General features: G+C 72.5%; 12 protein-coding genes. 10 read left to right on the top strand and 2 right to left on the bottom strand.

Features of this window, described 5'->3' with window-relative positions; genetic code table 11:
- From HNR22_RS09080 to malQ, 3 genes are all read left to right on the top strand, one after another.
- Complete coding sequence (locus HNR22_RS09080) at positions 1–843, top strand: carbohydrate ABC transporter permease (protein ID WP_099855591.1); 843 nt, start codon at positions 1–3, stop codon at positions 841–843.
- Positions 844–853: 10 nt separating this feature from the next.
- Positions 854–2062: an ABC transporter ATP-binding protein gene (locus HNR22_RS09075; RefSeq protein ID WP_179779988.1), complete on the top strand. Its 1209-nt coding sequence runs from the start codon at positions 854–856 to the stop codon at positions 2060–2062.
- A gap of 119 nt (positions 2063–2181) precedes the next feature.
- The gene (malQ, locus tag HNR22_RS09070) at positions 2182–4188 is read left to right on the top strand and encodes a 4-alpha-glucanotransferase (RefSeq protein WP_179779987.1); all 2007 of its coding nucleotides are present in this window, start codon (positions 2182–2184) and stop codon (positions 4186–4188) included.
- Positions 4189–4198: 10 nt separating this feature from the next.
- Here the strand turns inward: malQ and HNR22_RS09065 are convergent, their stop codons facing one another.
- Entirely contained in the window at positions 4199–5308 is a 1110-nt protein-coding gene (locus HNR22_RS09065; protein ID WP_179779986.1) for a winged helix DNA-binding domain-containing protein, read from the bottom strand.
- A gap of 141 nt (positions 5309–5449) precedes the next feature.
- On the opposite strand from HNR22_RS09065, the gene HNR22_RS09060 reads away from it, so the two are divergent.
- The 4 genes from HNR22_RS09060 to wrbA all read left to right on the top strand — a co-directional run bounded on the left by HNR22_RS09060 (position 5450) and on the right by wrbA (position 8013).
- Positions 5450–5842: a hypothetical protein gene (locus tag HNR22_RS09060; RefSeq protein ID WP_179779985.1), complete on the top strand. Its 393-nt coding sequence runs from the start codon at positions 5450–5452 to the stop codon at positions 5840–5842.
- A 131-nt stretch (positions 5843–5973) separates the two neighbouring features.
- Positions 5974–6732 carry a HipA family kinase gene (locus tag HNR22_RS09055; protein WP_179779984.1) on the top strand — a complete coding sequence of 253 codons (759 nt, stop codon included), beginning with the start codon at positions 5974–5976 and terminating at the stop codon, positions 6730–6732.
- A complete protein-coding gene (locus tag HNR22_RS09050; protein ID WP_179779983.1) occupies positions 6729–7097 on the top strand; it encodes a DUF3037 domain-containing protein in 369 nt (122 codons plus the stop codon). The genes HNR22_RS09055 and HNR22_RS09050 overlap by 4 nt, the downstream gene beginning before the upstream one ends.
- 298 nt (positions 7098–7395) lie before the next feature.
- On the top strand, positions 7396–8013 hold the full coding sequence (wrbA, locus tag HNR22_RS09045) for an NAD(P)H:quinone oxidoreductase (RefSeq protein WP_179779982.1): 618 nt from the start codon (positions 7396–7398) through the stop codon (positions 8011–8013).
- A gap of 85 nt (positions 8014–8098) precedes the next feature.
- On the opposite strand, the gene HNR22_RS09040 is transcribed toward wrbA, so the two are convergent.
- Complete coding sequence (locus HNR22_RS09040; RefSeq protein WP_179779981.1) at positions 8099–10021, bottom strand: anthranilate synthase family protein; 1923 nt, start codon at positions 10019–10021, stop codon at positions 8099–8101.
- 205 nt (positions 10022–10226) lie between these two features.
- On the opposite strand from HNR22_RS09040, the gene HNR22_RS09035 reads away from it, so the two are divergent.
- The 3 genes from HNR22_RS09035 (at position 10227) to HNR22_RS09025 (ending at position 14695) form a co-directional block, all read left to right on the top strand.
- Positions 10227–11639 (top strand): FGGY family carbohydrate kinase, encoded by a 1413-nt coding sequence (locus tag HNR22_RS09035; protein ID WP_179779980.1) that lies wholly within the window; start codon positions 10227–10229, stop codon positions 11637–11639.
- 99 nt (positions 11640–11738) lie between these two features.
- Positions 11739–14276, top strand: a complete 2538-nt coding sequence (locus HNR22_RS09030; protein WP_179779979.1) for a nitrate- and nitrite sensing domain-containing protein — start codon at positions 11739–11741, stop codon at positions 14274–14276.
- A complete protein-coding gene (locus HNR22_RS09025; RefSeq protein WP_039906528.1) occupies positions 14273–14695 on the top strand; it encodes a roadblock/LC7 domain-containing protein in 423 nt (140 codons plus the stop codon). Before HNR22_RS09030 ends, HNR22_RS09025 begins: the two co-directional genes overlap by 4 nt.
- Positions 14696–14711 lie beyond the last annotated feature (16 nt).

Genomic DNA, 14711 nt, shown 5'->3' with positions numbered 1-14711 from the left:
ATGGCCACCGGTACCGAAACCACCACCCGGGCGAAGCTGCGCTGGGGGCTGCTGGACGTCCTGGTGGTCGTCTTCGCGCTCGTCCCGGTGCTGTGGATCGCGTCGCTGTCGTTCAAGACGCCGGCCACCCTCACCGACGGGAAGTTCATCCCCCGGGAGTGGACGCTGGACAACTACAAGACCATCTTCGACACCGACCAGTTCGTCCGGGCCCTGGTCAACTCTATCGGCATCGCGCTGATCGCCACGTTGATCGCGGTGGTGCTCGGGGCGATGGCCGCGTACGCGATCAGCCGACTGGACTTCCCGGGCAAGAAGCTGCTGGTCGGCGTCTCCCTGCTGATCGCGATGTTCCCGCAGGTGTCGCTGGTGTCGCCGCTGTTCGAGATCGAGCGGCAACTCGGCCTCTTCGACACCTGGCCCGGGCTGATCCTGCCCTACATCACCTTCGCGCTGCCGCTGGCGATCTACACGCTGTCGGCGTTCTTCAAGCAGATCCCGTGGGACCTGGAGAAGGCCGCGAAGATGGACGGCGCCACGCAGGGGCAGGCGTTCCGGCGGGTGATCGCCCCGCTGGCCGCGCCCGGGCTGTTCACCACGGCGATTCTGGTCTTCATCTTCTGCTGGAACGACTTCCTCTTCGCCATCACGCTGACCTCCACCGAACGCGCCCGTACGGTGCCGGTCGCCCTGTCGTTCTTCACCGGCGAGTCGCAGTTCGAGGACCCCACCGGGGCGATCTGCGCCGCCGCCGTGGTGATCACCGTTCCGATCATCCTGTTCGTTCTCTTCTTCCAGCGCCGCATCGTGTCCGGTCTGACCTCCGGCGCAGTCAAGGGATAGGTGAGTAGTCATGGCTGACATCGTGCTGGACAAGGTGAGCAAGAGTTTCCCGGACGGGACCGTCGCCGTGCAGGACGTCGACCTGGAAATCGCCGACGGCGAGTTCGTGATCCTGGTCGGCCCCTCGGGCTGCGGAAAGTCCACCACCCTCAACATGATCGCCGGGTTGGAGGACATCAGCTCCGGTGAGCTGCGCATCGCCGGGCAGCGGGTCAACGACAAGGCACCCCGGGACCGGGACATCGCCATGGTGTTCCAGTCGTACGCGCTGTACCCGAACATGACCGTGCGGGAGAACATGGCGTTCCCGCTGCGGCTGGCGAAGCTGGACAAGGAGACCATCAACTCCAAGGTCGACGAGGCGGCGAAGGTGCTGGAGTTGACCTCCCTGCTGGACCGCAAGCCGGCCAACCTCTCCGGCGGCCAGCGCCAGCGGGTCGCGATGGGTCGTGCGATCGTCCGCCAGCCCAAGGCGTTCCTGATGGACGAGCCGCTGTCCAACCTCGACGCCAAGCTGCGGGTGCAGATGCGCACTGTGGTGTCCCGGTTGCAGAAGCAGCTCGGCACCACCACCGTCTACGTCACCCACGACCAGACCGAGGCGATGACCCTCGGCGACCGCGTGGTGATCATGCGCGGTGGCGCGGTGCAGCAGGTCGGGCCACCACAGGAGCTGTACGACCACCCGCGCAACCTGTTCGTCGCCGGGTTCATCGGCTCGCCGTCGATGAACTTCCTGCACGCCGCCGTGCAGGACGGCAGCCTGCACACCGCCCTCGGTGACGTGCCGCTCGGCGACCGGGTCCGCCGGGAACTGGAGGCGGCCGACGCACCCCGCGAGCTGATCCTCGGCATCCGCCCCGAGCACTTCGAGGACGCGGAGCTGGTCGACGACGACACCCGCCGCCGGGGCATGGAGTTCGAGGCGCCGGTCGACATCGTCGAGTCGATGGGCTCGGACAAGTACGTCTACTTCACCGTGGAGGGCGAGAAGGCCAGCGCTGCCGAGTTGGAGGAGTTGGCCGCGGACGCCGGTGCCGCCGACTTCGCCGGAGGTGGCGGCAACCTGGTGACGCGGCTGTCCGCGGAGTCGGCGGTCGCCGAGGGGCAGTCGCGACGGGTCTGGTTCAACCTGGAGAAGATTCACCTGTTCGACCCGGCCACCGGGCGCAACCTGACCCTGCGCGACGGTCGGGCGGCCGGGGCGCTCGACGACTGACAGCGTCCAGCGAGGTGGGGCCGGCGGGTTCGTCCGCCGGCCCCACCTCGCCGTGTCCTGCGCCGCGCGCCCGGTCGTGGCAAGGTGGTCGGAGGTCGCGTCGTGAGGCGGGGGGCGGGATGAACCGACGACTGGCCGCGCTGGCGAACGCGCACGGCGTGTCCACCTGGTACGAGGACTGGCGGCACCGCCGTGTGGAGGTCGCACCGGAGACCGTCGTGGGCGTGCTCGGGCTGCTCGGTGTGGACGCCACCAGCCCCGCCGCCATCGCCGACGCGCTCACCGCCGCCCGTGCGGTCGACCGGGGCGCACTGCCGGAGACGGTGGTGCTCGCCCACGGCACGACCCGGGCACTGCCCGGCCCGGGTGTCGTCACCCTTGAGGACGGCGGCCGCCGGGCGGTCGACAGCGAGCTGCCGGGGGACCTTCCGTTGGGCTGGCACCGGTTGGCCTGCGCCGGCCGCGAGGCGACGCTGGTGGTGGTGCCCCGTCGGCTGCCTGTGCCGCCACGCACCTGGGGTTGGATGCTCCAGCTCTACGCGCTGACCTCGGAACGCTCGTGGGGCATGGGCGACCTCGGCGATCTCGCCGAGTTCACCGGTTGGGCCGGTGACACGGGCGCGGGGCTGGTGCTGCTCAACCCGCTGCACGCGGTCGGGCCGGCGCACCCGGTCGCCGCCTCGCCCTATTCGCCCGCCAGTCGACGCTTCGTCAACCCGCTGTACCTGCGGGTCAGCGACACCGCTGCGTACCGTGCCGCGGACCCGGCCACCCGGGCGGTGGTCGACGCCCTGCGCCCCGACCGTGGGGATCTGATCGACTACGACCAGGTGTGGGCCGCCAAGCGGCACGCCCTGGAGCTGCTGCACCCGTACGCCCAGCCGGTCGACCTTGCCGCGGACCCGGCGCTGGCCAGCTTCGCCACCTGGTGCGCGCTCGCCGAGCGGCACGGCAACGACTGGCGTGCCTGGCCGGAGGACCTGCACCACCCGGACGCCCCGGCGGTCGCCGAGCAGCGTCGGCAGCTCGCCGACCGGGTGGCCTTCCACGCCTGGTTGCAGCACCTGTGTGACGAGCAACTGGACGCGGTGACGGCGGCGGCCCGGGCGGCCGGAATGCCGGTCGGCGTGGTGCACGACCTGGCCGTCGGCATCGACCCCGGCGGCGCCGACGGCTGGCAGCTCGCCGACGTGCTGGCCCAGGGTGTGCGGGTCGGCGCGCCGCCGGACGACTTCAACCAGCTCGGCCAGGACTGGGGGCTCGCCGCCTGGCGTCCCGACCGGCTCGCCGCCACCGGGTACGCGGCCTACCGGGACATGCTGCGCCGGACCCTGCGACACGCGGGTGGCCTGCGGGTCGACCACGTCGCCGGCCTGTGGCGGCTGTGGTGGGTGCCGCCGGGCGCCGGCGCGGCCGAGGGCACCTACGTGCGCTACGACGCCGAGGCGATGCTCGGCATCCTCGCGCTGGAGGCGCTCCGGGCCGGCGCGGTGGTGGTCGGGGAGGATCTCGGCACCGTCCAACCTGCGGTGACCAGTGGGCTGCGCGGGCGCAACATGCTCGGCTCGACAGTGCTGTGGTTCGCTCGCGACGACGACGGCGGGTTCGTCCCGCCGGCCCGTTGGCCGCGCAACGCCCTCGCCACGATCTCCACACACGACCTGCCCACCGCGCCCGGCTTCCTGACCGGCGAGCACGTCCGGGTGCGCGACGAGTTGAAGCTGCTCGGCACCGACGTGGCGGTGGAGCAGGCCCGGGCCGCCACCGACCGGGAGCGGCTGCTGGACATGCTGCGCGCCGAGAGCCTGCTGCCCGACCCGGCGCCGACCGCCCAACCAGCGTCGCCCGGCACGGCTGCGGCACCCGACGACGGCGAGGTAGTGGTGGCGATGCACGCCGCGCTCGCGGCCAGCCCGACCCGGTTGCTCGGCGTCTCCCTCTACGACGTGCTGGGCGAGGTACGCCAACCCAACATGCCGGGCACGGTGGACGAGTATCCGAACTGGCGGCTGCCACTGCCGAACACCGTGGCGGAGATCCGTTCGGATCCTCGGGTGACCCGGATCGTCGACCTGCTCAGCGCCGCCCGCCCACGACACGCCACCCCGGCCCCGACCGAGGATTGACGCCGCGCGGTCAGGTCAGCCAGTCGAAGCGGGGAGGCAGCCCGAGGAAGTCCGCGTACCGTCCGAGCGCCTGCTCCACCCGGGCCCGCGCCGCGGCGTCGAGCGTCGTCAGCGGCTGGACCGTCACGGTGACCGCGGTGCGGCCGACCTTGCGCTTCCACACGCCCACCACCCGTCCGGAGCGGACCACTGTGGCCTGGAAAATGCCGTTGTTACCCGGCACCACGGCCGCCTGGTGCGCGGGGTCGAGTATCAACGAGCGGTCCCGGTAGCCCAGCAGGTATTCGTCGAAGCCCGGCAGCACGATCATGTCGTCCAGCGGGGGAGGGGCGGTGTCGGCCAGCGCCGCGTCGACGTGCATCGGCTCGCCGTCGACCCGTACCGTGCTCAGCAGGTCATCGGCGGCGGCCAGGCCGCGCCGCGCGTCGGTCAGGGTGAGCCCGGTCCAGCCGGCGAACTCGCGGGCGGTGACCGGCCCGTGCCCGCGGACGTAGCGGTGTGCGAGCAGGGCCAGCGCCTCGTCCCGTTCCAGTTGGCGTGACCCGGGCGCCCACTCGTCCAGCAGCGCGAAGGTCTGTTCGGTGCCCAGGTTCGGTGCCACGCAGGTCACCCCGCGGACACTCGCATACCACAGCAGGTGGTAGCCGCGCTGGCCGTCGGTCCCGATGCCGGCGGCGCGCAGGGCGGCGAGGCACTGCGCGCGGGTGAGCCGGCCGCCACCGGCCAGAGCGCTGCCGAGGACGTCCACCGCCCGGTCCGCGTCGGTCTCGGTGAGCCCGAGCTGCGCGCGCCGGGTCGCCGCGCCAGCCAGCGAGCGTACGCCGGTCAGCTCCAGCATCCAGCGGGCGTCGGCGGGAGGGACGAGGTGAACGGTGCCCCGCATCGGCCAGGTGCGTAGTGCCTCGCGTCGCTCCAGCGCCGCCTGCACGTCGACGACGCTCTGCCCGGGCAGCCGCGCGCCCAACGACCACAGACCGCTCGCCAGATCCTGCGCCTGCATCGCGCCGAACCACTGGACCACCTCGGCGACGGTGCCCGGTCGGAGGCTGGGGTGCGTGCGCAGCAGCAGACTCGTCATCCGCAGCGCCAGCGCGTCGGCCGCGCTGAGATCGTCGGGCATCGGGCGCCCCCTCTCCGGTGGCCGGGCTGCCAGCCTAGGGCCGACCACCGACACCCCTGCTTACGCGAGGCGTAACGGCGGCCGTCGTGGGAAAGCGGCCCGCTGGAGTGCGCGCGCCGCGCGTGCGGAAGGGGAAATGTCATGACTGCCGCAAGCGAGCCGGCCCGGGGTGCCGGCGCATCGGCCGGATCCCGGGGTCATCGGGGGGACGCCCGCGCGAAGACGAGCGCCGCCGCGACCTTTGCCCTGGTGTTCGGGGTGGCCGGTCTTTTCAGCGTGTTGACGGCGATCCTCGCCTGGCTGGGGCTGGTACTCGGCATCATCGGGATCATCCTCGGCATCGTCGGCCTGAAAATGGCGCGCCGACCCGGCGTCACCGGCCGGGGCGTGTCGATCGGTGGCCTGGTGCTCAGCATCCTGGCCGTGCTGATCGGTCTCGGTCTGGCCGCGGGCATCACCACGTTCGTCAACAACGAGAACGCGGTGGACCGCCTCCAGACGCAGGTCGACAAGCTGCGCGACAAGCTCGACTGACACCCGCGTCGGCTCGGTCACGCACCGTGAGCGTGATGGCTCTGAGGTGTTTTCCCGGCTCGGAGGTGTCGCGCTCACCGGTGTAGGCAGGGCCGCGGCCCGTCCCGGGCGGTCACAGTAGGGTGGGCGTCGTGCTCCGCCAGGTCACCGCGATCCGCTACGTCACCCCGCTGCGCGAGGGTGGGTCGCTGCCTGGCGTGGTGGAGGCCGACGACCTGGGCACGTACGTGGCGAAGTTCCGAGGCGCCGGCCAGGGGCCCAAGGCGCTGATCGCCGAGGTGATCTGCGGTGAGCTGGCCCGCCGCCTGGAGCTGCGGGTGCCCCCGCTGGTGGTGCTCGACATCGACCCGGTCATCGGGCGGGCCGAGCCCGACCAGGAGGTGCAGGAGCTGCTGCGCAACAGCGGCGGCGCCAACCTGGGGATGGACTTCCTGCCCGGGGCGCTCGGCTTCGACCCGATGGCGCATCCCGTCGACGCGGCGCTGGCCTCCCGAGTGCTCTGGTTCGACGCGTACGTGGAGAACGTCGACCGGAGTTGGCGTAACCCGAACCTGCTGGTCTGGCACCGGAAGCTGTGGTTGATCGACCACGGGGCCTCGCTGTACTTCCACCACAACTGGCCCCGGGCGGAGGCGGCAGTGCACCGGGCCTACCGAGCTGAGGACCACGTGCTCGCCCCGTACGCGTCACGGTTGGCCGAGGCCGACGCCGAGCTGGCCCCCCGGGTCACCCCGGAGCTGCTCACCGAAGTGCTCGCCCTGGTGCCGGCGGACTGGCTGACCGCTGCCGATTTCGAGACGGCCGACGCCGCGCGGGCCGCGTACCTGGAGCACCTGTCCCGCCGGGTCGCCCGCACGGCCGACTGGCTGCCGCAGGGGAGCGCGGCATGAGGCATCCCTTCGAGTACGCGCTGATCCGGCTGGTGCCCCGCATCGAGCGCGGCGAGCAGATCAACGTCGGGGTGTTGCTCTACTGCCAGCAACGTGACTTCCTGGCGGCGCGCACGCACCTCGACGCCGACCGGGTCAGCGCACTGGCACCCGACGTGGACCTGCCGGCGGTGGCTGCAGTGCTCGACTCCCTTAACCGGACGTGCGCCGGCGACGGGCCGGCGACCCGGATGCGACTCGGCGAGCGGTTCCACTGGCTGGCGGCACCGCGCAGCACGATGATCCAGACAGGGCCGGTGCACACCGGGCTCACCGCCGACCCGGCGGCCGAGCTGGACCGGCTGATGGCAGCCCTGGTCCACTGAGCGTCGTCCGCACCTGGTGAGCACGCTGCACGGCCCCTGATCGCGCTACGCCAGCGTCGTTGGTGGCGGAGCGCGATCCCCCGTTCAGGTGCCCGGTGCGGGGCGGCGGCTGGTTCCCGCCGGCACCGATGGCATCAGGATCGCCGTCGATGCGGGGCACAGGGAGAAAGCCACCGGGAAGTTGCGGAAAATTTGAGCCCGCGGACCGGTGGGTGGGAGCGTCCGGGCGCTGCCGTTAGAGGTCGCGCGCGACGGGTAGTCGCGAGAGCTGACCCGAGACGAGATAGGGGAACATCTGATGGCTGCCCAGACCAAGGTAGCGGTGATCTACTACAGCGCCACCGGCATCACGTACCAGATGGCTCAGGCGGCCTGCGAGGCCGCCGGGGACGCCGGCGCCGAGGTGCGCCTGCGCAAGGTGCGCGAGCTGGCGCCGGACGAGGCGATCCGCTCCAACTCCGGCTGGCAGGCGCACCGTCTGGAGACCCAGGACGTGCCCGAGGCGATGGTCGACGACCTGTCCTGGGCCGACGTGGTGATCATGGGCGCGCCGACCCGGTACGGGATGGTCGCGGCCCAGCTCAAGCAGTTCATCGACACCACCGGCCCGCTGTGGGCGCAGGGCGCGCTGGCCAACAAGGTCTATTCCGCCTTCACCTCCACGGCGACCTCGCACGGCGGGCAGGAGACCACGCTGACCTCGCTCTTCAACGTCTTCTACCACTGGGGCGGTGTCGTGGTCACCCCCGGCTACACCGACACCAGCCAGTTCATCGCCGGCAACCCGTACGGCGCTTCGCACACGAGCAACAACGGGGAGATCGCCCCGGACGCCGTGGCACTCGGCGCCTGCGCGCTCACCGCGCGGCGTGCGGTGCTGCTGGGCACCGCGCTGAAGGCGGGCATGGCCGGCTGACGGCGGAAACGACCGGTGGCGCGGGCGGGGGCTCTCGGCCCGTCCGTGCCACCGGTCGATCCAGCCCTACCCTCCGGCGGAGCGACTATGCGCGTCCGCCGGTGGGGGACAGCTCGTCGGCGCGCGGTGCCGGCAGCAGGTCGGTCAGCAACTCGGTCAGCACAGCGAGCCCGTCCGGGCTGAGCACCGACTCGGGGTGAAACTGCACCCCGGCGAAGCCACGTCCCCGAAGGGCGTGCACGGCCCCGTCACCCGGATCCCGGGCCAACTCCACCGGCCCGTACGCGGTGTCCAGCCGGTCCGCCTCCGCGCGGGCGGTGAACGTCGAGTAGAACCCCACCCGCCGGGTCCTGCCGAACAGCGGCACCTCCCGCTGCAACCCCTGATAGGGGGCGTCCCTGCGGTGCAGCGGCAGCCCCAACTGACCGGCCAGCACCTGGTGACCGAGGCAGACGGCGAGGGTGGGGCGGCCGGTCGCCAGCAGCCCTCCCAGCAGCTCCCGCAACGCCACCATCTTCGGCTCGTCGGTGCTGCCCGGGTCACCCGGCCCGGGACCCGCCACCACCAGGTCGTAGCCGTCGACCGAGCCGCTCGCGTGCCACGGTCGGGTGGTCACCGCGAGACCCAACGCGCCCAGCTGGTGGGCCAGCATGCCGGTGAAGGTGTCCTCGGCGTCCACGATCAACGCCCGACGGCCCACCAACCCGGGCAGCCCGGGTGCGTCCGGTGCCCGCTGGTCCAACCAGAACCGCGCCAGCGGTGCGTTGCGCGTGGCCAGCGCGTCGCGTACCGCAGGGTCGTCGGCCAGCCGCGCGACCGGCTCGCGCCCACGGTCGGGCGCCGCCGGCCCGAGGCCGAGGGCGGCCAGCACACCGGCGGCCTTGGCGTGCGTCTCGGCCACCTCGCCGGCCGCCGTCGAGTGCCGGACCAGGGTGGCACCCACCGGGACCCGTAGCCGGCCGGTGGGGGAGATCTCGGCGGTGCGGATCAGGATCGGGGCGTCGAGCGTCTGTCGGCCGGCCTCGTCGTGGCCGAGCAGGGCCAGCACGCCGGAGTAGTAGCCGCGGCCCCGGCGCTCGTGTCGGGCGATCACCCGGCAGGCGTTCTCCATCGGGCTGCCCGTCACGGTGGGGGCGAACATCGTCTCGCGCAGCACCTCCCGCACGTCCCGGGTGCCCCGCCCGGCGAGCAGGTACTCGGTGTGCGCCAGGTGCGACATCTCCTTCAGGTACGGGCCGATGACCTGGCCGCCGTGCTCGGCGACGGTGGCCATCATCTTCAGCTCCTCGTCGAGCACCATGTACAGCTCCTCGACCTCCTTCGGGTCGTCGAGGAACCGCAGCAGCGCCTCCCGGTCCGGAGTGTCACCCGCGCGCCGGAAGGTGCCGCTGATCGGGTTCATCATGACCAGGCCGTCGTCGACGCTGACGTGTCGCTCCGGGCTCGCCCCGACCATCGTCCGGGTGCCGGTGTGCACCACGAACGTCCAGTACGCGCCGCGCTCGGCGACCAGCAGCCGGCGCAGCGCGGCAAGCGCCGCCATCAGCGGTGGGCCCTGCACGGTGGCGTGCATGGTGCGGTGGATGACGAAGTTGGCGCCCTCGCCGCGGCCGATCTCCTCGGCGAGCACCCGGTGCACGGTCCGTGCGTACTCCTCGTCGGTGATGTCGAAGGCCGCGTCGATCGTGCGGACCTGCTCGTCGGGCAGGATGGCCAGGGCGTCGGCCAGAGCGATCTGTCGATGGTCGCGGACCTGGAGGCATTCCAGCGGGGCGCCGTCGTCGACGCAGGCGAAACCGCGTTCGGAGATCTGCCGGAACGGCACCAGGGCCAGCGTCTGCGCACCGGGTGCGCCCGGCGTCAGCGGGATGTCCGCGAGCCGTTCGACAGTGTCGACCGGGCCGGTGAACAGCTCCAGCTCGTCCGCGCCCTCACGGCGTAGCAGGGCGAAGGGACCAGGGTCGACACCGCGGGCAATGGCGGCGAGCAGGTCGGTCAGGTGGGTCATCGGGGTCTCCGTCAGGCTGGGCGCCGCCATTGAGGCGACCATCCGGCCGGGAGATCCGGCGGCCGCCTGGAGGGCGGCCGCGTGGATGGAGCTACGCGCGGAGGGTGGCCGCCGGGTCGGCGGGCCACCAACTGGTCAGATGCGCGAGCATGTGATCCACCCTACGCGCCCGTTGCCCGGTTCGCACCGGGTAACTTGACCGGCGATGAACATTCTCGCGCTCGATCTGGGTACCTCCTCGGTCCGGGGGTTGGTGCTGGACGGGGACACCCAGCCGCTGCCCGGTGCCCTGGCCCGGCGCAAGGTCGACCTCGCTATCGGCGACGACGGCACCGGCACGCTGTCCGGTCCCGACTATCTCGCCTCCCTGGTCGAGTGCCTGGACGAGTTGGCCGACGCGGGGCACCTGCACGACGTCGGCCTGGTGGCGGTCTCCGCGCAGTGGCACTCGGTGCTCCCGCTGGACCGCGCCGGCGCCCCGATGGGCCCGGTGGTCACCTGGCTGGACACCCGGCCCGCGCCGGTCGGCGGCACGGCGGGGCCGGCCGACCCGGACGGCTTCCACCAACGCACCGGCTGCTGGTGGCACCGCTCGTACTGGTCGATGCGGTTGCCCTGGTTGCGGGAACAGTCCGGCAGCCCGATCGCCCGGTTCGTCGGTCTGCCCGAGTACGTGCTGGGCGAGCTGCTCGACTCGGCACCCATGTCGATCTCCCAGGCCTCCGGGACCGGCCTGCTGGACCTGCGCACCCTGCGTTGGGACGAGGAGGCGCTGACGCTGGCCGGGGCGCGAGCGCAGGATCTGCCGTCCCTCGGCGAGCTGAACTGGCACGGCCGGCTGCGGGCCGACCTGGCCGGCCGCTGGCCGCAGCTGGCGCAGGCCCGGTGGTCACCGCCGGTCGGCGACGGCGGCGCGTCGAACGTCGGTTCGGGCTGCGTCGACCCGAGCCGGGCGGCCGTCACCGTGGGCACCTCCGCGGCCGTACGGCTGATGCAGCGGATCCCGGCCGGCGACCCGATGCCCCGGCTCCCCGAACGGTTGTGGCGTTACCGGGTCGACCACGACCACGTGGTGACGGGTGCGGCGTACGCCTGCGGGGGCAACCTGTTCGCCTGGGCGGACCGGGAGCTGCGGTTGCCCCGGGGCGCGGAGCTGGACGCGGCGTTGGCGCTGGTGCCGACGGGCGGTGGCCGACCGGCCGACCCCCGATTCGGTGGCGACCGGGCACCCGGCCTGGCGCCGGCGGGCAGCGGCGAGCTGCGCGGCCTCAGCTTCAGCACCACCTCGGTGGACATTCTGGCCGGGCTGATGCAGGGGCTGTGTGACCTGGTCACAGAGGATCTCGCAGTGCTGGAGTCCACCATCGACAAGCCGGTCGGTGTGGTGCTGGGCGGCGGTGCCGTGGCAGCGTCGGTGTGGTGGCGGCAGGCCTTCGCCGCCGCGCTCGCACCGCGGCCGGTGTCGCACCAACGCAACCCGGAGATCGGCGCCACCGGCGCGGCGTTGGTGGCACTTGGCCGGTTCGGTGACGCGATCGGCCTCGCCGACATCGGCCGGACGGACGAGCTGGTCCTGCCGACCACGGCAGGACGGTCCCACCCGCAGTATCCTTCCTGAACCTCCGCGTTGCCCGGGCCGTTGACAGCGGTCCCGAGCCTGGTTGGATGGACTGCGCTCCCCGGACCGCGGTGGACGCGGTAGGACGGAGGAGGCAGGGTGGCGGTAGGTCCCGAGCCGGCGAACGGCGCGGTGTCGAACCATCGCCGGCGACGCTTCGACGTCCGGGTGGTGCCGCACCGGCGGCGCTCGCCGTTCCGCCTGCGGGACTGGCGGATGAGCACCAAGCTCGCCACCGTGCTGGTGGTGCCCTCGATGGCGTTCCTGCTGCTCGCCGGTGTGCAGACCAGCGCGCTGGTGGGGCGGACGACGGTGTTGAACGACTTCTCCAGCCAGGTCGGCATCGGCCGGCAGATCACCGCCGCCGTGCACCAGCTCCAGCAGGAGCGCGACCGCTCGGCGGGTGAGTTGGGCGAGCGGCGCGGGGGCAGCGAGCGGGAGACCACGGCGACCGACCTGAAGCCGTTGCAGACCGCCACCGACCGGGCCTTCGCGGACCTGCGCCGGGCCGCCGAGCCGCTGGCCGACGCCGACGCGTCCTGGCGGGTCGCCTTCTCCGAGGCGCTGGAGGCGTACGACCAGGTGGTCGACATCCGTCCGGCCATCCCACCGGCGGTGCTCGGCAGCGAGACCATCCTGAGCAACTACCACCGGGCCATCGGCGCGCTGATCGACCTGCTCGCCGAGCCGACCCCTGGTCAGGACCAGCCGGCGTTGAACGACGCGGTGCTGCGCTACGTCCAGCTGGCCCGGGTCAAGGAACTCTCCTCCCGGGTGCGGGCCCAGCTCTACGCCGCCGCCCGCGCCGGCGGGTACGGCACCGAGGACCGGGTGCTCCTCGCCGACCTGCGCGCCCAGCAGCTGACCGCGCTCGGCGCGTTCCGGGTGGCCGCGACGTCCGACCAGATCCGCCGGTACGACGAGACGTCGGTGGCTCCGATGTTCGCCGTCGCCACCCGGCTCGAGGAGCGCAGCCTGCCAGCCGGCGACAAGGCGCCTGAGGTGCTGCCGTCGGAGCAGTGGTGGGGGGCCAGCCAGCAGCGTCAGGAGCTGCTGCGCCAGCTTGAGGCGGGTGTGCTCGACGACGCCGTGCGGCAGGCCGACGACGCCAGCAACGGGCAGTTGCGGGCCACCCTGCTGGTCGTCGGCGGGATCGTCGCGGTCCTGCTGGTCGCTCTGCTGATCTCGTTGCTCGTCGGGCGTTCGGTCGCCCGGTCGATGCGGTTGCTGCGGAGCCAGGCGCTCCGGATCGCCCAGGTCGAGCTGCCGGAGGCGCTGGACCGTCTGAAGACCGTCCGAGGTGGAGTGCCGGACATCGATGTCGCGCCGGCCGTGGTCCGCTCGCTCGACGAGATCGGCGAGCTGGCCGAGGCGTTCGTGGCGGTGCACCGCAGTGCCGTCACCGTCGCCGTCGAGCAGGCGCTCATGCGGCGTAACGTCAACGCGATGTTCGTCAACCTGGCCCGCCGGAGCCAGGTGCTGGTGGAGCGCCAACTGGAGCTGCTGGACGACCTGGAACGCGAGGAGAGCGACCCGGACCAGCTGGAAAACCTGTTCAAGCTCGATCACCTGGCCGCTCGTATGCGTCGTAACGACGAGAGCCTGCTGGTGCTCGCCGGCACGGACTCCACCCGCCGGTGGAACCGGCCGGTCGGTCTCGGTGCGGTGCTGCTGGCCGCCGCGGCGGAGATCGAGCAGTACCAGCGGGTCCGGATCGAGGCGGTGGCCGACGTGCACGTGGTCGGGCACGCCGTGGGCGAGCTGGTGCACCTGCTGGCCGAGCTGCTGGAGAACGCCACCGCCTTCTCGCGCCCGGACACCAGCGTGGTGGTGACCGCCCGGGTCGACGCCGGGGGTGCGCTGATCGAGATCGCCGACCGTGGCCTGGGCATGAGCCCGACGGCGCTGTCCGAGGCGAACGCGGTGCTGGCCAGCCCTCCGGCCGCGGACGTCGCGGCGGTGGAGCGGATGGGTCTCTTCGTCGTCAGCCACCTGGCGTCCCGGCTGGGCGTACGGGTGCGGTTGGACGATCACCAGGGCGGCCTGGTCGCTCGACTCGCGTTGCCCGCGGTGTTGCTGGCCCCGGCGGGCTCGGTGGAGCTGGATCCGCCGGCGCCGGCCCGAATGCTGGCGACGAGCGCCGCCCGGGGAGTGGCCCGGCAGCCCGGGGCGGTGCGGGAGGCCGTCGCCCCCGGGCCGGGCATCGAGGCACGGAATCTGCCGGTGGCCGGTCGGCCACCGGGTGTCGCCGTGCCGCGCCAGGCCCGCCCGGTGCCGGTGCGCGCCGAGGACGTGTTGACCCCGGCCGGCGTTCGCGACAGCGGCGGGGGCTGGTGGTCGCGGCAGGATCCGTCCGCGCCGGTCGTTCCCACGCCGCCGGTGCCACCGGCGATCCCGGTCACCGCGGGCACCAATGAGCGAGGACTGCCGATGCGGGTGCCGATGGCACAGTTGAGCGCGGTCACCCGTTCGGCACAACCGACGTCGGCACCGACCCGCACCGACCCGGACCCGGAGGCGGTCGGCGGCATGCTCTCCCGGCTCTACAGCGGAGTGCGGCGCGCCGAGGCTGAGGACACCACCGAGATACCCGTGCCACCGTCCGGGGGGCACGACGAAGGGGGACGACGACAGTGACGACGTTGAGCCAGGAGGCGCGTGACCTGAGCTGGCTGGTGAGCGCGTTCGCGGAGCGGGTGCCGGGCGTGGCGCACGCGGTGGTGGTCTCCTCCGACGGGCTGCTCGTGGCGATCTCCGACCACCTGCCCCGCGACAACGCGGACAAGCTCGCCGCGGTGACCTCCGGGCTGATGAGCATCACCGCGGGCGCGGCCCAGATGTTCGACGGCGACATCGTCAAGCAGACGGTGGTCGAGATGGGCCGCGGCTACTTCCTGGTGATGCAGGTGCGCGACGGTTCGATCCTGGCCACGCTGGCCGCCGGTGACGCGGACATCGGTGTGGTGGGTTACGAGATGGCCCGGCTTGCCAAGCAGGCGGGGGAGATGCTCACCCCGGCGCTGCGGGCGGAGTTGCAGCAGGCGCTGCCCCGCTGACCGACCCGGCTGGGTC

Source organism: Micromonospora jinlongensis, assembly GCF_013410645.1.
Classification (GTDB): domain Bacteria; phylum Actinomycetota; class Actinomycetes; order Mycobacteriales; family Micromonosporaceae; genus Micromonospora; species Micromonospora zamorensis.
The sequence above is the reverse complement of the archived record's forward strand: the minus strand, read 5'-3'. Positions and strand labels throughout refer to the sequence as shown.

Coding starts and splice junctions, on each gene's coding strand:
- HNR22_RS09080 (WP_099855591.1), top strand. CDS start 1: ATGGCCACCGGTACCGAAACCACCACCCGGGCGAAGCTGCGCTGGGGG.
- HNR22_RS09075 (WP_179779988.1), top strand. CDS start 854: ATGGCTGACATCGTGCTGGACAAGGTGAGCAAGAGTTTCCCGGACGGG.
- malQ (WP_179779987.1), top strand. CDS start 2,182: ATGAACCGACGACTGGCCGCGCTGGCGAACGCGCACGGCGTGTCCACC.
- HNR22_RS09065 (WP_179779986.1), bottom strand. CDS start 5,308: ATGCCCGACGATCTCAGCGCGGCCGACGCGCTGGCGCTGCGGATGACG.
- HNR22_RS09060 (WP_179779985.1), top strand. CDS start 5,450: ATGACTGCCGCAAGCGAGCCGGCCCGGGGTGCCGGCGCATCGGCCGGA.
- HNR22_RS09050 (WP_179779983.1), top strand. CDS start 6,729: ATGAGGCATCCCTTCGAGTACGCGCTGATCCGGCTGGTGCCCCGCATC.
- wrbA (WP_179779982.1), top strand. CDS start 7,396: ATGGCTGCCCAGACCAAGGTAGCGGTGATCTACTACAGCGCCACCGGC.
- HNR22_RS09040 (WP_179779981.1), bottom strand. CDS start 10,021: ATGACCCACCTGACCGACCTGCTCGCCGCCATTGCCCGCGGTGTCGAC.
- HNR22_RS09035 (WP_179779980.1), top strand. CDS start 10,227: ATGAACATTCTCGCGCTCGATCTGGGTACCTCCTCGGTCCGGGGGTTG.